Raw genomic sequence first — 18,877 nt, forward strand, 5'->3', positions numbered from 1 at the left:
TCAGGCTCCTTGAGCATTGGGCGAGGTCTCGGCGGCCGGGCTTGTCTCGGCGGAGTGCCCGCCCCTGCCGCGGCGCAGCCACGCGCGCAACAGTTCGTGCCAGCGGGGGCGCTTGCGCGGCGGCACATGGTCCACGCCGCCGGGCGACCACGGATTGCACCGCAGGATCCGCCAGGCGGTCAGGGCCGTGCCCTTGACCGCGCCGTGCCGGTCGATGGCCGTGTATCCGTAGTGCGAACACGACGGGTAGTACCTGCAGACAGGCCCCAGCAGTGGGCTGATCGTCCACTGGTAGAGCTTGATCAGGGCCAGCAGCGGGTACTTCATCGCGCGCCCCCTCCCAGGAGCCGCTGCAGAGCGGCGTCCAGGTCTCGGGCCAGCTGTGCATGGTCGGCGTCGCCCGCGCCGGGCAGCGCTCGTACTACCACCAGGCTACCGGGGGGCAGCTGGGGCAGCCGTTCGCGCATCAGGTGGCGCAGTCTGCGCTTGACCTGGTTGCGGACGACCGCACCACCAACTGCCTTGCTGACGACGAAACCCGCACGCGTCGGGGGAGCGCTCTCCCCAGGCGCGTGCGGGTCCGTTGCACCGCTGCGTAGATGGACGACGAGGGTCGGGCGTCCTGCCCTGCGACCTCGTCGTACCGCGGCCGCGAAGTCCTCGCGCCGCCTCAGCCGATTCTCGGTAGGCAGCACGTCATGACCTGGCCGCGATCAGGCGGACAGGCGGGCGCGACCCTTGCTGCGGCGGGACGCGAGGATCGCACGGCCGGCACGCGTACGCATGCGCAGACGGAAGCCGTGGGTCTTGGCGCGACGGCGGTTGTTCGGCTGGAAGGTGCGCTTGCTCACTCGGGGGCTCCAGAAATGATTCGTGGGTGGCGGGGCATCGCTTGGCTGTCACCGTGCGCCCACGAGTAGCTCGCAATACGCCCGAGTGCACCGCTACACGATCACATGACGTGATCTTTGCCCATCGGAGGCAGGCGGCAGCAGCCATCGACAACTCGACCTGGTTACGGTACGCGCGGCTACGCCATCCGGTCAAACCAGCACCCCACCGCAGCCCGCTATACACAGGCTGTGGACAACAACTTGAACCACGTGAGGCGCCACGACTACCGTGGCTGAACTCGGATTCCTTTCCTGCCTGTCCTTCCCAACCCGTCCCAAGAAGCACACATTCGTGGGACCCGTGAGAGAGCGTGCCCCGTGGCTGACGTACCTGCTGATCTTGCCGCAGTGTGGCCGCGAGTCCTCGACCAGCTCCTGGGGGAGGGGCAGCAGGGCATCGAACCGAAGGACAAGCAGTGGATCGAGCGCTGCCAGCCGCTCGCCCTGGTCGCGGACACCGCGCTCCTGGCCGTGCCCAATGAATGGGGCAAGCGCGTCCTGGAGGGCCGGCTGGCCCCGCTGATCAGCGACACGCTCAGCCGTGAGTGCGGCCGCCCGATCCGTATCGCGATCACTGTCGACGACTCCGCCGGGTCCACCGGTGACCAGCACGGGCCCGGCGGCGGGCCCGACCGGCAGCAGCCGCGCTACGACGAGCGGGGCCAGGGCGACGCGTACGACGGCTACGGGCACCGCTCCTCCCTGGACGACGGGCTGCCGAGCGTGCGCCCGGCCTACCCCGAGTACCAGCAGCAGCGCCCGGAGCCCGGCGCCTGGCCGCGCACCCAGGACGACCTGTCCTGGCAGCAGCAGCGTCTCGGCGGGTTCCAGGACCGCGACCCGTACGCGTCGCCGCGGCCGCAGCACCATGACTACGGGGCTCCGCAGACGAGCGACCGCACGGCGTACGACGCGCCCCGGCCAGAGCGCCGCGACCTTCCCGAGCCGCCGTCCCAGCACCGCCCCGGCGGCGGTCCCGGAGGCCCGGGCGGCCCCGGGGGTCCGGCCGTCGGCGGCCCCGGCTCGATGAGCGGCCCGGGCGGCCCGGGCGGCCCAGGGGGTCCCGGCGGTACGGGGGCGGGCGGCGCGGGCTCCGGGGCCGGCGGTGCCGGGGGCCCGGGCGAGCAGCACGCGCGCCTGAACCCGAAGTACCTCTTCGACACGTTCGTCATCGGCTCGTCCAACCGCTTCGCGCACGCCGCCGCGGTGGCCGTCGCCGAGGCCCCGGCCAAGGCGTACAACCCGCTCTTCATCTACGGCGAGTCCGGCCTCGGCAAGACGCACCTGCTGCACGCGATCGGCCACTACGCCCGCAGCCTCTACCCGGGAACGCGCGTGCGGTACGTGAGCTCGGAGGAGTTCACCAACGAGTTCATCAACTCCATCCGCGACGGCAAGGGCGACACCTTCCGCAAGCGGTACCGCGATGTGGACATCCTGCTCGTCGACGACATCCAGTTCCTGGCGAGCAAGGAGTCGACGCAGGAGGAGTTCTTCCACACCTTCAACACCCTGCACAACGCGAACAAGCAGATCGTGCTGTCCTCGGACCGGCCGCCCAAGCAGCTCATGACCCTGGAGGACCGGCTCCGCAACCGCTTCGAGTGGGGTCTGACGACGGACGTCCAGCCGCCGGAGCTGGAGACCCGTATCGCGATCCTCCGCAAGAAGGCGGTGCAGGAGCAGCTCAACGCCCCGCCGGAGGTCCTGGAGTTCATCGCGTCGCGCATCTCCCGGAACATCCGTGAGCTGGAGGGCGCGCTGATCCGCGTGACGGCGTTCGCGAGCCTCAACCGGCAGCCGGTCGACCTGGTGCTCACCGAGAGCGTTCTGAAGGACCTCATCCCCGGCGGCGAGGACACGGCGCCCGAGATCACCGCGGGCGCGATCATGGCGGCCACCGCCGACTACTTCGGGCTGACGGTCGAGGACCTGTGCGGCTCGTCGCGGAGCCGGGTGCTGGTGACGGCGCGGCAGATCGCGATGTACCTGTGCAGGGAGCTCACTGATCTGTCGCTGCCGAAGATCGGCGCCCAGTTCGGCGGGCGCGACCATACGACGGTGATGCACGCCGACCGCAAGATCCGCGCGCTCATGGCGGAGCGGCGCTCGATCTACAACCAGGTCACCGAGCTGACCAACCGCATCAAGAACGGCTGAGGCGGCCGGCAGCCGCGCCAGGGCGCCCCGGGACGGTCCTGTCCCGGGGCGCCCTGCGGTTTTTCCCCACCCGGTGCACAGTGCGGCTACCGGCCGGGCTGTTCGAATAGCTGTGTACGACACGCCCTTCTCCACAGAGTGTGGGGTGATCCCCCGTCCACAGCCTGGGGACTGGAAAGTTATCCGGACGCCGTCCACAAGGAGGCTGGAAGGATGTGGATCATCGCAGGTCAAGCGGCTGTGGATTCGTGGACGAAGACGCTCCACAGCCTGTGGACGAAGTGGTCGTCCACAGCCACTGATCAGCGTTGTCCACCGGCGGCCCACAGGCGCGGGGTCATGGTCCACAGCTTCTCCACACCGCTGTCCACTGTTCGGCAACGAAACACCCCCGCTCACCGGCGCGAGTGAAAGCCGTCACATCAAGGCGCTGGGTTGGGCTGTGGGGAACGTGGGTAAAGCTGGGGACAGGACTGGGGAGAAGTGCGCCCTGCCTGTGCATCGGGTGTGCAGAACTTTCCCCCGTCCACAGCGCACCCCGGTTGTCCACGGGTGGCGCCCACAGGCCCGGTGGACAAAAAATGGGCTGTGACCTGCGTGGATGGCGTTATCCACGGTTTCCACAAGCCCTACTACTACTCCCACACAGAGTTAGCGGGGAATCCGATTCGAAGTGGGGCCTGTGCACAACTCGGCCTCGGCACTCCGGCCGCGGCTCGACGTGACTTGACCCCGAGCCGCACCGAGTGTCGGTGGCGTACGTCAGACTGGTCCCCGGCATCCACACATCTGCTGCCGCAGCTGCCGCAGAGGAACCGGATGCCGATGAGGAAGGCCAGCAGGGCGAGCCAGTAACAGCAGGAGGCGGCGACGGTGAAAATCCGGGTGGAGCGCGATGTACTCGCGGAGGCGGTGGCCTGGGTGGCCCGTAGCCTTCCGGCCCGTCCGCCGGCGCCCGTGCTCGCGGGCCTTCTGCTGAAGGCGGAGGACGGCGCCCTCAGCTTCTCCAGCTTCGACTACGAGGTGTCCGCGCGGGTCTCCGTCGAGGCCGAGGTCGAGGAGGACGGCACGGTCCTCGTGTCCGGCCGACTCCTCGCCGACATCTGCCGCGCCCTCCCCAACCGCCCGGTGGAGATCTCCACAGACGGTGTACGGGCGACGGTGGTCTGCGGGTCCTCCCGCTTCACCCTCCACACCCTGCCTGTGGAGGAGTACCCGGCGCTGCCGCAGATGCCGACCGCGACCGGCACGGTCCCCGGCGAGGTCTTCGCCTCCGCCGCCGCGCAGGTCGCCATCGCCGCGGGCCGCGACGACACGCTGCCGGTCCTCACCGGCGTCCGCATCGAGATCGAGGGCGACACGGTCACCCTGGCCTCCACCGACCGCTACCGCTTCGCGGTGCGTGAGTTCCTGTGGAAGCCGGAGTCCCCGGACGCGTCGGCCGTCGCCCTGGTGCCCGCCAAGACGCTGCTCGACACTGCCAAGGCCCTGACCAGCGGTGACACGGTCACGCTCGCGCTGTCCGGCTCGGGTGCGGGTGAGGGCCTGATCGGTTTCGAGGGCGCGGGCCGTCGTACGACCACCCGGCTCCTGGAAGGCGACCTGCCGAAGTACCGGACGCTGTTCCCGACCGAGTTCAACTCGGTGGCGACGATCGAGACGGCGCCGTTCGTCGAGGCCGTGAAGCGTGTGGCGCTGGTGGCCGAGCGGAACACGCCGGTCCGGCTCAGCTTCGAGCAGGGCGTGCTCATCCTGGAGGCGGGCTCCAGCGACGACGCACAGGCTGTGGAACGTGTGGACGCCCAGCTGGAGGGCGACGACATCTCGATCGCCTTCAACCCGACGTTCCTGCTGGACGGCCTGAGCGCGATCGACTCGCCGGTGGCCCAGCTGTCCTTCACCACGTCCACCAAGCCCGCGCTGCTGGGCGGCAAGCCGGCCGTGGACGCCGAGGCCGACCAGGCGTACAAGTACCTGATCATGCCGGTCCGGCTGAGCGGCTGAGCGGCTGAGGGTCTCGGCGACTGAGCGGCTGACCCCACAGGTGTGCACCGGGGTCCGGGCGTACGCTCGGACCCGGGTAGGAACTCGCACACAACGCGTAAGGAAGATCTGATGGAGCTCGGTCTCATCGGCCTCGGCAAGATGGGCGGCAACATGCGCGAGCGCATCCGCCGCGCGGGCCACACCGTCGTCGGGTACGACCGCAACCCGGACCTCGCCGATGTCCACAGCCTCAAGGAGCTGGTGGGCAAGCTGAAGGGTCCGCGCGTCGTGTGGGTCATGGTCCCCGCCGGTGAGGCCACGCAGTCGACGATCGACGAGCTGGCCGAGCTGCTCTCTCCGGGCGACGTCGTCGTGGACGGCGGCAACTCCCGCTGGACCGACGACGAGAAGCACGCCGAGGAGCTGGCCGCCAAGGGCATCGGCTTCGTCGACTGCGGCGTCTCCGGCGGTGTGTGGGGCCTGGAGAACGGCTACGCGCTGATGTACGGCGGCGACGCCGAGCACGTCGCGAAGGTCCAGCCGATCTTCGACGCGCTGAAGCCGGAGGGCGAGTTCGGCTCCGTCCACGCGGGCAAGGTCGGCGCGGGCCACTTCGCGAAGATGGTCCACAACGGCATCGAGTACGCGATGATGCAGGCCTTCGCGGAGGGCTGGGAGCTCCTGGAGGCCGTGGACTCTGTCACCGACGTCCGCGAGATCTTCCGCTCCTGGCAGGAGGGCACGGTCATCCGCTCCTGGCTGCTCGACCTCGCGGTCAACGCGCTGGACGAGGACGAGCACCTGGACAAGCTGCGCGGCTACGCCCAGGACTCCGGCGAGGGCCGGTGGACGGTCGAGGCCGCCATCGACAACGCCGTACCGCTGCCGGCGATCACCGCGTCGCTGTTCGCGCGGTTCGCGTCGCGCCAGGACGACTCCCCGCAGATGAAGATGATCGCCGCGCTGCGCAACCAGTTCGGCGGCCACGCGGTCGAGTCGAAGAAGTAATCCACAGGCTGTGCACCGTCCGCCCGCGCGGGTGGGCGGTGCGAGGCCACGCCGGGGGAAGGTCGGCGCCACACCATGCACGTCACGCATCTGTCGCTGGCCGACTTCCGCTCGTACGCCCGGGTCGAGGTCCCGCTCGATCCGGGCGTCAGCGTGTTCGTGGGCGCCAACGGGCAGGGCAAGACGAACCTGGTCGAGGCCATCGGCTACCTCGCCACGCTCGGCAGCCACCGGGTGTCGTCCGACGCGCCCCTCGTCCGCATGGGCGCCGAGCGGGCGGTGATCCGCGCGGCGGTACGGCAGGGTGAGCGGCAGCAGCTGGTGGAGCTCGAACTCAACCCGGGCCGCGCCAACCGCGCCCGTATCAACAGGTCCTCGCAGGTCAGGCCGCGTGACGTGCTGGGGATCATCCGGACCGTGCTGTTCGCGCCCGAGGACCTGGCCCTGGTGAAGGGCGACCCCGGCGAGCGGCGCCGTTTCCTCGACGAGCTGATCACCGCGCGGTCGCCGCGCATGGCGGGCGTACGGTCCGACTACGACCGGGTGCTCAAGCAGCGCAACACGCTCCTGAAGACCGCGGCCATGGCCCGCCGGCACGGGGGCCGATCCATGGACCTGTCCACGCTCGACGTATGGGACCAGCATCTGGCGCGGGCCGGCGCCGAGCTGCTGGCGCAGCGGCTCGACCTGATCGCCACACTCCAGCCGCTGGCCGCCAAGGCGTACGACCAGCTCGCGCCCGGCGGCGGGCCGGTCGTGCTGGAGTACCGCGCCTCCGCCGAGGGGCCGGGAACCGGCCGCGAGGAGCTGTACGAGCAGCTGCGCGCCGCGCTCGGCGACGTACGGAAGCAGGAGATCGAGCGGGGCGTCACGCTGGTCGGGCCGCACCGCGACGACCTGGTGCTGATGCTGGGCCGGATGCCGGCGAAGGGGTACGCGAGCCACGGCGAGTCCTGGTCGTACGCGCTGGCGCTGCGGCTCGCCTCGTACGATCTGCTGCGCGCCGAGGGCAACGAGCCGGTGCTCGTCCTCGACGACGTCTTCGCGGAGCTGGACGCCCGGCGGCGGGAGCGGCTGGCGGAGCTGGTCGCGCCCGGCGAGCAGGTTCTGGTGACGGCCGCGGTCGACGACGACGTGCCCGGGGTGCTGGCCGGTACGCGGTACGCGGTGGCGGAGGGGTCGGTGGAGCGCGTATGAGTACGCAACCGCAGCAGCCGCAGGCGCAGACGGCGGATTCCGTTCCCGAGCCGTCGGGCGTCGACCTGGCGCGGGTCGCGCTGCGCGCCGCCAAGGAGCAGGCGAAGGCCAGGGGCGCGGCCGCGCAGCAGAAGAAGCAGGCGCGGCGGGGCGGCGGGCTGCGCTCGGGTGCCCGCGCGGACGGCCGCGATCCGCTGCCGCTGGGCGCCGCGATCAACCGGCTGATCACCGAGCGCGGCTGGGAGGCGCCCGCGGCGGTGGGCGGCGTGATGGGCCGCTGGCCGCAGATCGTGGGTCAGGATCTGGCCAAGCACTGCGTGCCGCTGCGGTACGACGACGACCCGGACGAGCGGGTGCTGACCGTGCAGTGCGACTCCACGGTGTGGGCGACGCAGCTGCGGCTGCTGGCGCCGGCGCTGGTGGCCCGGCTGAACGAGGACCTCGGGCACGGGACGGTGCGGGTCATCAAGGTGCTCGGCCCCGGTGGGCCCCGGCGCGGGTACGGGCCGCTGCGGGCGCCGGGCAGCGCGGGGCCGGGCGACACGTACGGCTGAGCGGGCTTCAGCGGCCCCGTGCTTTCCCCGAACGCACGGGGCTTCGCACCGCGGCCCCGCGATGTGCGGGCCCTGGTTCCGCTGTGCCCACCTGGGACGCATGAGGCGTCGGTCACCGTCGCGGGTGGTTGACATCCCGAAGCGCTGAGTGCCCGCGTGAGCCTCTTGGAGCCCCTTCCCGGATATGGGGAGTCGGTCGGCGCCGGTTCAGGGCGGCACATGCGGACTCAGGTACCGGCAAACCCCCATGAGTGTCAGCGCTACCGGTAGACTGGTAGGTAATCCCGCCCACTGCGGAACATGTCGAACGACGCAGCCACTCCCGGCCCCCCGGAGAGGTGGCTCGCGCTGTGCCAGAAAGGGCGCTTCGTGGCCGATTCCGGCAACCCCAACGAGAACATCCCGTCCACTGCTGCCGGCGAGGCCGGCGAGGCACCGACCGTAGGCGGCGCCTCGTACGACGCCAGCGCGATCACCGTCCTCGAGGGGCTGGACGCGGTCCGCAAGCGCCCCGGCATGTACATCGGCTCGACCGGTGAGCGTGGACTGCACCACCTGGTCTACGAGGTCGTCGACAACTCCGTCGACGAGGCCCTGGCCGGCCACGCGGACACCATCGACGTGACGATCCTCGCCGACGGCGGCGTACGCGTCGTCGACAACGGCCGCGGTATCCCCGTCGACATCCACCCCGTCGAGAAGAAGCCGGCCGTCGAGGTCGTCCTCACGGTGCTGCACGCGGGCGGCAAGTTCGGCGGCGGCGGCTACGCCGTCTCCGGCGGTCTGCACGGTGTGGGTGTGTCCGTCGTCAACGCCCTGTCGACCAGGGTCTCCGTGGAGATCAAGCGGGACGGCTACCGCTGGACGCAGGACTACAAGCTCGGTGTCCCGACGGCGCCCCTCGCCAAGCACGAGGCGGTCGAGGACTCGGGTACGTCGGTGACGTTCTGGGCCGACCCGGACATCTTCGAGACCACCGAGTACTCCTTCGAGACGCTCTCGCGCCGCTTCCAGGAGATGGCCTTCCTCAACAAGGGCCTCACCCTGACGCTGACCGACGAGCGCGAGTCGGCGAAGGCGACCATGAACGCCGACGACCCCGACGCCGCCGAGACGGTCGAGGAGCAGCCGGCGCGCTCGGTCACGTACCACTACGAAGGCGGCATCGTCGACTTCGTCAAGTACCTGAACTCCCGCAAGGGCGAGCTGATCCACCCGACCGTGATCTCCGTGGAGTCGGAGGACAAGGAGCGGATGCTCTCGGTCGAGATCGCCATGCAGTGGAACTCTCAGTACACCGAGGGCGTTTACTCCTTTGCGAACACCATCCACACGCATGAGGGGGGTACGCATGAGGAGGGCTTCCGTGCCGCGCTCACCGGTCTCGTCAACCGGTACGCACGCGAGAAGAAGCTGCTGCGCGAGAAGGACGACAACCTCACGGGCGAGGATATCCGCGAGGGTCTGACGGCGATCATCTCCGTCAAGCTGGGCGAGCCGCAGTTCGAGGGCCAGACCAAGACCAAGCTGGGCAACACGGAGGCGAAGACCTTCGTCCAGAAGGTCGTTCACGAGCACCTCAACGACTGGCTCGACCGGAACCCGAACGAGGGCGCGGACATCGTCCGCAAGGCCATCCAGGCCGCCACCGCCCGTGTCGCCGCGCGCAAGGCGCGCGACCTGACGCGGCGCAAGGGGCTCCTGGAGTCGGCCTCCCTCCCGGGCAAGCTGTCGGACTGCCAGTCGAACGACCCGACCAAGTGCGAGATCTTCATCGTCGAGGGTGACTCCGCCGGTGGCTCCGCCAAGTCCGGCCGTAACCCGGAGTTCCAGGCCATCCTGCCCATCCGAGGCAAGATCCTGAACGTCGAGAAGGCGCGGATCGACAAGATCCTCCAGAACACCGAGGTCCAGGCGCTGATCTCCGCCTTCGGCACCGGTGTGCACGAGGACTTCGACATCGAGAAGCTCCGCTATCACAAGATCATCCTGATGGCGGACGCCGACGTCGACGGCCAGCACATCAACACCCTGCTGCTGACCTTCCTCTTCCGTTTCATGCGGCCACTGGTCGAGGCCGGGCACGTCTACTTGTCGCGCCCGCCGCTGTACAAGATCAAGTGGGGTCGGGACGACTTCGAGTACGCGTACTCGGACCGCGAGCGCGACGCGCTCACCGAGCTCGGCAAGCAGAACGGCAAGCGCATCCGCGAGGACTCCATCCAGCGCTTCAAGGGTCTGGGCGAGATGAACGCCGAGGAACTGCGCATCACCACGATGGACCAGGACCACCGGGTGCTCGGCCAGGTCACGCTGGACGACGCGGCCCAGGCCGACGACCTGTTCTCGGTGCTGATGGGTGAGGACGTGGAGGCACGGCGCTCGTTCATCCAGCGCAATGCCAAGGACGTCCGCTTCCTCGACATCTGAGTCGGTCTCAGCTGACCGTACGAAAGGACTGAAGACCAGCAATGGCCGACGAGAACACCCCCACTGTGATGCCCGAAGAGGAGCCCGCCGTCCCCGGTGTGGGCCTCCGTGTCGAGCCCGTCGGGCTCGAGACCGAGATGCAGCGTTCGTACCTCGACTACGCGATGTCCGTCATCGTGTCGCGTGCGCTGCCCGACGTCCGGGACGGCCTCAAGCCCGTCCACCGGCGCGTGCTCTACGCGATGTACGACGGCGGGTACCGGCCCGAGAAGGGCTTCTACAAGTGCGCCCGCGTCGTCGGCGACGTCATGGGTACGTACCACCCGCACGGTGACTCCTCCATCTACGACGCGCTGGTCCGCCTGGCCCAGCCGTGGTCGATGCGCATGCCGCTGGTGGACTCCAACGGCAACTTCGGCTCCCCGGGCAACGACCCGGCGGCCGCCATGCGCTACACCGAGTGCAAGATGGCGCCGCTGTCGATGGAGATGCTCCGCGACATCGACGAGGAGACCGTCGACTTCCAGGACAACTACGACGGCCGCAACCAGGAGCCGACGGTCCTGCCGTCGCGCTTCCCGAACTTGCTGGTCAACGGCTCCGCGGGCATCGCGGTCGGTATGGCGACGAACATCCCGCCGCACAACCTGCGCGAGGTCGCGGCCGGCGCCCAATGGGCGCTGGAGCACCCGGACGCCAGCCACGAGGAGCTGCTCGACGCGCTGATCGAGCGCATCAAGGGCCCCGACTTCCCGACCGGCGCCCTGGTCGTCGGCCGCAAGGGCATCGAGGAGGCGTACCGCACCGGGCGCGGCTCCATCACGATGCGCGCGGTCGTCGAGGTCGAGGAGATCCAGAACCGCCAGTGCCTGGTCGTCACGGAGCTGCCGTACCAGGTCAACCCGGACAACCTCGCGCAGAAGATCGCCGACCTGGTGAAGGACGGCAAGATCGGCGGCATCGCCGACGTCCGCGACGAGACCTCCTCGCGGACCGGCCAGCGCCTGGTGATCGTCCTCAAGCGGGACGCGGTCGCCAAGGTCGTCCTCAACAACCTCTACAAGCACACCGACCTCCAGACGAACTTCGGCGCGAACATGCTCGCGCTGGTCGACGGTGTGCCGCGCACGCTCTCGCTGGACGCGTTCATCCGCCACTGGGTGACGCACCAGATCGAGGTCATCGTCCGCCGGACGAAGTTCCGCCTCCGCAAGGCGGAGGAGCGGGCGCACATCCTGCGCGGTCTGCTCAAGGCGCTCGACGCGATCGACGAGGTCATCGCGCTCATCCGGCGCAGCGACACGGTCGAGGTCGCGCGCGAGGGCCTGATGGGCCTGCTGGAGATCGACGAGATCCAGGCCAACGCCATCCTCGAGATGCAGCTGCGCCGCCTGGCCGCCCTGGAGCGTCAGAAGATCGTCGCCGAGCACGACGAGCTCCAGGCGAAGATCAACGACTACAACCAGATCCTGGCCTCCGAGTCCCGCCAGCGGCAGATCGTCAGCGAGGAGCTGGCACAGCTGGTGGAGAAGTTCGGCGACGACCGCAGGTCCCAGCTCGTGCCCTTCGACGGTGACATGTCCATCGAGGACCTGATCGCCGAGGAGGACATCGTCGTCACCATCACGCGCGGCGGCTATGTGAAGCGCACGAAGACCGACGACTACCGCTCGCAGAAGCGCGGCGGCAAGGGCGTAAGGGGCACGAAGCTGAAGGAGGACGACATCGTCGACCACTTCTTCGTCTCCACCACGCACCACTGGCTGCTCTTCTTCACCAACAAGGGCCGCGTCTACCGCGCCAAGGCGTACGAGCTGCCGGACGCCGGCCGGGACGCCCGCGGCCAGCACGTCGCCAACCTGCTGGCCTTCCAGCCGGACGAGCAGATCGCCGAGATCCTCGCGGTCCGCGACTACGAGGCGGCGCCGTACCTGGTCCTGGCCACCAAGGCCGGCCTGGTGAAGAAGACCCCGCTCAAGGACTACGACTCGCCCCGCTCCGGCGGCGTCATCGCGATCAACCTCCGCGAGACGGCGGACGGCAGCGACGACGAGCTGATCGGCGCCGAGCTGGTGTCCGCCGATGACGACCTGCTGCTCATCAGCAAGAAGGCGCAGTCCATCCGGTTCACGGCGACGGACGACGCGCTGCGCCCGATGGGCCGCGCCACATCCGGAGTGAAGGGCATGAGCTTCCGCGAGGGCGACGAGCTGCTGTCCATGAACGTGGTCCGGCCCGGTACCTTCGTCTTCACCGCGACGGACGGCGGCTACGCCAAGCGGACGGCCGTCGACGAGTACCGCGTCCAGGGACGTGGCGGTCTCGGCATCAAGGCTGCGAAGATCGTGGAGGACCGCGGCTCGCTCGTCGGCGCGCTGGTGGTGGAGGAGAACGACGAGATCCTCGCCATCACGCTGTCCGGTGGTGTGATTCGTACGCGAGTCAACGAAGTCAGGGAGACCGGCCGTGACACCATGGGCGTGCAGCTGATCAACCTGGGCAAGCGCGATGCCGTCGTAGGTATCGCACGGAACGCCGAGGCCGGTGCCGAAGCCGAAGAGGTCGAACAGGCCGACGCGGCGGACGGTCCGGGCACGGAAGGGTCCGACTCCGCCGCAGCCGAGGGCACGGCGGTCGAGGGAGCCGAGGGCACGGAGTCCTCGGCCGGGGAGCACGAGGAGTAGAACGTGAGCGGAGCCACGGGCGCCGGATCGGCCGGAGCGGCCGCTTCGAAGAAGAGCGGTGCCCGTGGCCCCGCCACGGACTCCCAGGGAGTTGCGGTGACCGACAGCCGGGGGGCGAAGCCCCCGTACGACGCGTACGACAACGGTCCGCTGCCCGGAGAGCGGCCCTCCTCCGGCACGCAGCAGACGGCGCAGCCGTACCACCCGCCGCAGGCGTACGACGCCCACGACGGCCCGGCCGGCGCCGCCGCGGTGCGCCGTCCCCGTACGGGCGCCAAGACCACGCCCCGGACGCGCAAGGCGCGGCTGCGGGTAGCCAAGGCGGACCCGTGGTCGGTGATGAAGGTCAGCTTCCTGCTGTCCATCGCGCTGGGCATCTGCACGGTGGTCGCGTCCGCCGTGCTGTGGATGGTCATGGACGCCATGGGCGTCTTCTCGAGCGTCGGCGCCACGATCAGCGACGCCACGGGCTCCACGGAGACCAACGGCTTCGACCTCCAGGCTTTCCTGTCGCTGCCGCGCGTGCTGGTCTTCACCTCGGTGATCGCGGTCATCGACGTGGTCCTGGCCACCGCTCTGGCCACGCTGGGCGCCTTCATCTACAACCTGGCGGCCGGCTTCGTGGGCGGTGTGGAGCTCACCCTCGCCGAGGACGAGTAGCGATTTTGGCTGGAGCCGTCCTGTGCGCTAATCTTCAGAGGTCAGCGCGCAGCGCGGAGGGGCTATAGCTCAGTTGGTTAGAGCGCATCCCTGATAAGGATGAGGCCACAGGTTCAAATCCTGTTAGCCCCACAGAAACGAAGGCCCCGGTCGGAAGACCGGGGCCTTCGGCGTATGGGTGGTGCGGTGTCAGGGCGGGGTGCGGGGTGCCGTGGGGCGGGGTCGTACGGCTGTCCGGACGGAGGTCACCGAATGGTATCGGTCGGTGTGTATAGTCGGGCGCCATAAGGTCCCCTACGTCAACGAAAGACGAGGTCGCGCGGTGAAGAAGCTTCTCCTGGTCGCACTGGCCGCCATCGGCGGGCTCCTCGTGTACCGCCAGATCCAGGCGGATCGCGCCGAGCAGGATCTGTGGACGGAGGCGACCGACTCCGTGTCCGCAGGTTCGTGAGACGCGCGTAGTTCGTGAAGGGCCCCGGTCGCTGAGAGCGGCCGGGGTTCTGTGCTGTGTGGGGGGTGTCGGCCGGGGGCCGTTGCGGCGGTGGGTTCGCTGGTGTGAAGAGGGTGGTTGCTGATGTGAAGGGGTGTGGGGACAAGGCGGGTGTATCGGGCGGGTGCGCAGACAGGGGCCGGACGGGCGGGGCAGGATGGGGCGGCGTTCAGGAGACGACGAGGGGGAGCGCGTGAAGAGGCGGGGCGGTGACATGGCGGCCGGACGCGTGACGGCCGGACGCCTGACGGCCGGTGGCCGGGGCGCGGTGGCCTGGGCGGCCGCGCTGTGCGTGGCGGCGGCGGTCGTGGCCGCGGGACTGCCCGCGCGGCCGGCGTGGGCGGCCGGTGAGCCCGCTCCGTACGCCTTCGCCGAAGGCATCCGGCCGGTCAAGGGCGCGGCGACGACCAGTGACGCGCCGAGCCTGGAGGCGGGCGCCGTGTACAAGGACGCCGTGCGGCAGGGCGGCCCGCTGATCTACCGCGTGGATCTGGACGCCGTCTCCCACGCGTACGTGTCGGTCGTCGCCGTTCCGCCGGGCGACGCCGAGGTCACGGACGGGGACCGGCTCAAGGTGTCCCTCCAGGACCGGGACGGGAGCGAGTGCAGCAGCACCGACACCAAGTTCGGTTACTCCACGGCCTTCCCACGGCCGCTCGCCGCCTACGTGCACCGGACGCTCGATCCGGAAGGGACCCGGTGCCAGAAGGCGGGGCCCTACTACGTCGTCGTCGAGCGTGAGGGCGAGAAGGGCTCGCCCCCCCAGCCCTGGGACCTGGAGATCCGGCACGTGCTGGAGCCCGGGCTGAAGGAGGCAGGGCCCACGGCCCCGCCCGAGAACTGGCCCAGCGCCTCGCCGGAGGCGCTCGCCGGCGGTCCCACGGAGCGCGCGGGCGGCACCAGCTTCTCCGACGCGCCGGGGCTGTCCGAGGGCGAGTGGACGGACCGGATCGAGCCGGGGCAGAGCCGCTTCTACCGGGTGCCGGTGGACTGGGGCGAGCAGCTCTTCGTCAGCGCCGACCTGGGCAGTTCGACGGGCGACGGCTACGTGGGCGGCGCGCTGCCCGTCTCGCTGTACAACCCGGCGCTGGGCCTCGTCGACTCGCTGACCTCGATGTCGTACAACGGCAGGCAGAAGTCGGCGTCCTTCGACCCGCTGCCGCCGGTGGCCTACGAGAACCGTTTCAGCTCGGACCCCGAGATCCGGCAGATGCGCTTCGCCGGCTGGTACTACCTGCGGGTCACGCTCAATCCGGAGGTCGGGGAGAAGTTCGGGAAGAAGCCGCACGGGCTGACGCTGCGGATCCACGTGGGGGGCGAGCGCAAGCCCGCGCCGCCGTACGCGGGGCCCGCCGGGATCTTCACGGTGTCCGAGGACGACCGGCAGGCCGCCGCCGACGGCCACAGCGGGCCGCAGGCCGAGCGCAGCGGCACGATGCGGCTGGTCGCGGCCGGCGGCATCGGAACCGGGACGGTACTGCTGCTCGGGCTGGGGCTGTGGACGGTGCTGGCGCGGCGGCGGGCCGCCTCGTCGGCCGCGCTGCCGGCGGGTGGTGCGGCGGGTGGGGCGGCTGGTGCGGCTGGTGGGGCGGTGCCTGGTGCGGGTGCCGCGGTGCCTTCTGATGCGGCCACGCGGGGGTTCGGGCCGCCGCCTGCCGGGGGATGGTAGGCGGCCGCGCCGTCGGCCGGCCGCCGGCCGGTCAGGTCTGGGTGAGGGCCCAGATGCCGATGGCGAACGAGGCCAGGGCCAGGAGCAGGACCGGTATCGCCACCGCTCGGGGCGGGCCGGGGCGCCTTGTCGCCGCTGGTGCTCCCACCGGGGCCGCTGTGGCTGTGGCCGTGGCTGTCGCTGTGGTGAGTTGGCCGGCCGGGGCCCCTGCCGTCGGGGACGCGTACTGCGGCGGGGCTGCCGGAGGCGCGTACTGGGGCGGCTGCGCGTAGGCGGGCGGGGCCTGGGGCGGGGTCGCCGGGGCCTGTGCATGGGGCAGGGGCTGCACCGGGGCCGCCTGTGCCTGGGCCGGGGGGTGCGCCGGGGGGTGCGCCTGGGGCGGGGTCTGCGCCGGGGGGTGCGCCGGCGTCGAGGGCGGTGGTGCCAGGTGGAAGCTGCCTGTTTCCGAGGGGGCGGGGCTCTCGGCCGGAGGCCGGGTGGTGGTGGCAGGGCCCTCGGGGCCGTATCCCGGGGGCAGCGGGCCGAGTTGGTCGAAGACCTCGACCGGTTCCTCCTCGCCCGTGGGGTCCGGCAGGAGTTCGACCGCCGACGTCAGCGCCTTGCGCGCGCCCGTCGCCGTACGGAACCTGGCCTCCGGGTCGGGCTGCAGCAGGCCCGCCAGGACCTGCCACAGCGGCTCCGGGAGGCCTGCCGGAGCGCCCGGCGTGCCATGGGCCATGAACAGCTCCACCAGGGCCTGTGAGTCCGGCTTGCGGCCCTGGAGCAGGAACAGTCCGACGAGTCCCACGGCGAACAGGTCGGCGGTGAAGTCCGGTTCGGCTCCCATCAGTTGTTCGGGTGCGAAGTAACCCGGCGTCCCCACGACGTAGTTGGTCTCCGTCAGGCGGGGCTCGCCCTTGCGCATGGAGATGCCGAAGTCGGACAGCCGCAGGTGCGGCCGACCCGTTCCGGTCGCCTCCATCAGGATGTTGGCGGGCTTGATGTCGCGGTGCACGACCCCCTCCGCGTGCACCGCGGCGAGCCCGGACAGCAGCTGGTCGAGCAGGGTGCAGACGAACCGGGGCGGCAGCGGCCCGTAGTCCCCGATCACATGGGCCAGGGAGCCGCCGCTGACCAGGTCCATGGTGAAGAGGACCTTGTCGTCGTCCGCGGCCCAGCTGGCGGGCGCGAGAACGTGCGGGTGGTCGATGCGCAGGGCCTGTTCGCGTACGAAGCGCAGCAGCGTGTGCGCGTCGCTCTGCTGGAGCACCTTGGCCGCCACGTACCGTCGGCGGCGCTGGTCCCAGGCACGCCACACCGCGCCGACGCCCCCGCGCCCGATCGGGTCGATCAGCTCGTACCGACCCGCGAAGACCTCACCCATCGTGCGCGCCGCTCCCCGTTCCCGCTGTCCGTGCTGTCCGTGCTGTCCGTGCTGCCCGTCTGTACGTGCTGCTCGTCTGTCCGTGCTGCCCGTGTGTGCTGCGCTGCTGTCGTCAGCTCTGGTGCGACTCGTAGTGCGCGACCGCGTCCGCGGTGCGCCCGGCGCCGTACACCCGGAGGAACTCTGCCAGTTCCGGATGCGTGGGGGCGAGGGAGTCGGCGGCGTCGATGATGTCGCCGGCGGCCGCGACGGACCGCAGCAGCGACTGGATCTCGCGGACCACGCGGCGGACCGTCGGCGCGCCGGTGCTGCTGCCGGTCTGGCTGGAGGCGGTCAGGACGGAGCCGCCCTGCGACTTCTTGATCTCCTCCATGCGGTCGGTCGCCTCGACCGCGCTGACGCTGCCGTCGGCGACCTGGCTCGCGAGCTCCTGGAGGGCCTGGACGCGCTGGACGACAGCCGGGTTGCCGATCTTGGCGCGCTGCCCGCTCATCAGCTGGGACAGCATCGGGGCGGACAGCCCCAGGACGCCGGCGAGGCGGGCCTGGTTCAGCCCCAGATCGTCGATGAGCCTGCGGAAGAGCGCCCCCAAAGGCTCCCCGTACCAGCTGCGCTGGAGCTCTCTGGCTCTGGCGGTGGCTTCCTGCTGTGCTGCTGTGTCCATTGCGTCTCCCCATCGCTTTGGTTCGCTGCTGCGAACCTCGCGGAGCATCTTACGGAGCGTGGTTGCTCACGGGGAGTCCCTATCATTTTGCGATGCACCCGGGGACACCCGGTACTCTGGTCTGCGACCACTCGGCGTCCGGGTGGTCATGGGGCCTTAGCTCAGTTGGTAGAGCGCTGTCTTTGCATGGCAGATGTCAGGGGTTCGACTCCCCTAGGCTCCACCCCGTACACCCCTCCTGACCTGCGGAAACGCGGTTTGGAGGGGTGTTTTTCGTGTTGTTTGCGTCAACAGGGCAGGTGGTGGACGAGTGCCTGGACGGCTCGGAACACCCCGAGCTGTCGGCCGCCTCACAAGCCGAGCCCCGGCCCGCGGAGGCGAGAGCGGCGACGACGGGGGGCCATCGCCTGACGTATCCCCGGCCGGGCGGCGTGGACGCGGTCACGCCGAGCGTGCCGGCTCCGGCGTGAGCCGGGGACACTGGGGGCTTACACGTATGACGCGTTGAGGAGATGGGTTCGAACAGTGGCAGGAGTGAGCAGGCCGACCACGCCCCCGCATGGACAGTCTGACGGTGGATCATCGGGCAGCCGTGACGGTGACGGTGTGATGGTCGGGCTCTTCTGGATCGACCGGGACGGGTGCTGGCTCGGCGCCCCGCCCGGTAAGAAGGGCACGGGGGTACGGCTTACGGACGAGGGGCTGGAAGCGGTCGGTGTCTCGCCCGCCGATCCCCTGGAGTGGACCCGGGTGGAGCGGGTGGTCGTGCCCGACGCGCCCGTACGCTCGGCGTTCCGGCGCGGCCTGAGTACGGCGGTGAGCGTGGCGACGGCAGCGGCCGGCTTCGGTGGGCCCGACGTCCCGCCGCAGATGACCGTGGAGGTCACGTACGCCGGCGGGGCCGGTGAGCACGCCGTCTCCTCGGCCGCCTGGCCGGCGTACACGGAGCGCGAGGTCGCGCTGTCGCACCGGCTGCTGGAACGCTTCGTGACGGGCGAGCTGAGCCCGTCGCTGCTCACCGACTGGTGGCGGTCGGTCGGTCCCGACGCCGACCCGAGGCCCGCCGAGCGGGAGGCGGTGCTGGAGTGGCTGCTGGACCCGGGGGACCGACAGGCCTGA

16 protein-coding genes and 2 tRNA genes are annotated in these 18,877 nt (G+C 70.3%); 13 read left to right on the forward strand and 5 right to left on the reverse strand.

From position 1 onward, the window contains the following. From yidD to rpmH, 3 genes are read right to left on the reverse strand one after another with little or no spacing between them, the layout of a single operon-like run. Nucleotides 1-327, reverse strand: a complete 327-nt coding sequence (gene yidD, locus HTZ82_RS22945; RefSeq protein ID WP_175411344.1) for a membrane protein insertion efficiency factor YidD — start codon at nt 325-327, stop codon at nt 1-3. Further along, nucleotides 324-695, reverse strand: coding sequence for a ribonuclease P protein component (gene rnpA / locus HTZ82_RS22950; protein WP_175411345.1), 372 nt, complete (start codon nt 693-695; stop codon nt 324-326). The genes yidD and rnpA overlap by 4 nt, the downstream gene beginning before the upstream one ends. A gap of 18 nt (nt 696-713) precedes the next feature. Then, nucleotides 714-851, reverse strand: a complete 138-nt coding sequence (gene rpmH / locus HTZ82_RS22955; RefSeq protein WP_003956500.1) for a 50S ribosomal protein L34 — start codon at nt 849-851, stop codon at nt 714-716. A 360-nt stretch (nt 852-1,211) separates the two neighbouring features. Here rpmH and dnaA point away from each other — a divergent pair, with 360 nt between their 5' ends. The 11 genes from dnaA to HTZ82_RS23010 all read left to right on the forward strand — a co-directional run bounded on the left by dnaA (nt 1,212) and on the right by HTZ82_RS23010 (nt 15,731). Next, nucleotides 1,212-3,053: a chromosomal replication initiator protein DnaA gene (gene dnaA / locus HTZ82_RS22960; RefSeq protein WP_175411346.1), complete on the forward strand. Its 1,842-nt coding sequence runs from the start codon at nt 1,212-1,214 to the stop codon at nt 3,051-3,053. Between the two features lie 873 nt (nt 3,054-3,926). Continuing rightward, nucleotides 3,927-5,057 (forward strand): DNA polymerase III subunit beta, encoded by a 1,131-nt coding sequence (gene dnaN, locus HTZ82_RS22965; protein WP_175411347.1) that lies wholly within the window; start codon nt 3,927-3,929, stop codon nt 5,055-5,057. A gap of 111 nt (nt 5,058-5,168) precedes the next feature. Further along, nucleotides 5,169-6,047 (forward strand): phosphogluconate dehydrogenase (NAD(+)-dependent, decarboxylating), encoded by an 879-nt coding sequence (gnd, locus tag HTZ82_RS22970; RefSeq protein ID WP_175411348.1) that lies wholly within the window; start codon nt 5,169-5,171, stop codon nt 6,045-6,047. A gap of 75 nt (nt 6,048-6,122) precedes the next feature. Beyond that, entirely contained in the window at nt 6,123-7,244 is a 1,122-nt protein-coding gene (recF, locus tag HTZ82_RS22975) for a DNA replication/repair protein RecF (RefSeq protein WP_175411349.1), read from the forward strand. Further along, the gene (locus HTZ82_RS22980; RefSeq protein ID WP_175411350.1) at nt 7,241-7,798 is read left to right on the forward strand and encodes a DUF721 domain-containing protein; all 558 of its coding nucleotides are present in this window, start codon (nt 7,241-7,243) and stop codon (nt 7,796-7,798) included. The genes recF and HTZ82_RS22980 overlap by 4 nt, the downstream gene beginning before the upstream one ends. A gap of 300 nt (nt 7,799-8,098) precedes the next feature. Then, nucleotides 8,099-10,228 (forward strand): DNA topoisomerase (ATP-hydrolyzing) subunit B, encoded by a 2,130-nt coding sequence (gyrB, locus tag HTZ82_RS22985; protein WP_217624460.1) that lies wholly within the window; start codon nt 8,099-8,101, stop codon nt 10,226-10,228. A gap of 41 nt (nt 10,229-10,269) precedes the next feature. Next, nucleotides 10,270-12,912 carry a DNA gyrase subunit A gene (gene gyrA, locus HTZ82_RS22990; RefSeq protein ID WP_175411351.1) on the forward strand — a complete coding sequence of 881 codons (2,643 nt, stop codon included), beginning with the start codon at nt 10,270-10,272 and terminating at the stop codon, nt 12,910-12,912. 96 nt (nt 12,913-13,008) lie between these two features. Continuing rightward, the gene (locus HTZ82_RS22995; protein WP_309235638.1) at nt 13,009-13,572 is read left to right on the forward strand and encodes a DUF3566 domain-containing protein; all 564 of its coding nucleotides are present in this window, start codon (nt 13,009-13,011) and stop codon (nt 13,570-13,572) included. A gap of 58 nt (nt 13,573-13,630) precedes the next feature. After that, nucleotides 13,631-13,704: transfer RNA gene (locus HTZ82_RS23000), tRNA-Ile, on the forward strand. Between the two features lie 190 nt (nt 13,705-13,894). After that, the gene (locus tag HTZ82_RS31860) at nt 13,895-14,023 is read left to right on the forward strand and encodes a DLW-39 family protein (protein ID WP_309235639.1); all 129 of its coding nucleotides are present in this window, start codon (nt 13,895-13,897) and stop codon (nt 14,021-14,023) included. A 253-nt stretch (nt 14,024-14,276) separates the two neighbouring features. Further along, nucleotides 14,277-15,731, forward strand: coding sequence for a hypothetical protein (locus HTZ82_RS23010; RefSeq protein ID WP_254712042.1), 1,455 nt, complete (start codon nt 14,277-14,279; stop codon nt 15,729-15,731). 31 nt (nt 15,732-15,762) lie between these two features. Here the strand turns inward: HTZ82_RS23010 and HTZ82_RS23015 are convergent, their stop codons facing one another. Together HTZ82_RS23015 and HTZ82_RS23020 are read right to left on the reverse strand one after the other, a co-directional pair. After that, nucleotides 15,763-17,094, reverse strand: coding sequence for a serine/threonine-protein kinase (locus HTZ82_RS23015; RefSeq protein WP_175411353.1), 1,332 nt, complete (start codon nt 17,092-17,094; stop codon nt 15,763-15,765). Between the two features lie 112 nt (nt 17,095-17,206). Then, complete coding sequence (locus HTZ82_RS23020; protein WP_175411354.1) at nt 17,207-17,758, reverse strand: DNA-binding protein; 552 nt, start codon at nt 17,756-17,758, stop codon at nt 17,207-17,209. A 150-nt stretch (nt 17,759-17,908) separates the two neighbouring features. Between HTZ82_RS23020 and HTZ82_RS23025 the strand changes: the two genes are divergently transcribed. Continuing rightward, nucleotides 17,909-17,981 (forward strand) — tRNA-Ala (locus tag HTZ82_RS23025). A 383-nt stretch (nt 17,982-18,364) separates the two neighbouring features. After that, the gene (locus HTZ82_RS23030; RefSeq protein WP_175411355.1) at nt 18,365-18,877 is read left to right on the forward strand and encodes a hypothetical protein; all 513 of its coding nucleotides are present in this window, start codon (nt 18,365-18,367) and stop codon (nt 18,875-18,877) included.

This window comes from Streptomyces sp. TRM64462, from assembly GCF_013362995.1.
Lineage (GTDB): Bacteria > Actinomycetota > Actinomycetes > Streptomycetales > Streptomycetaceae > Streptomyces.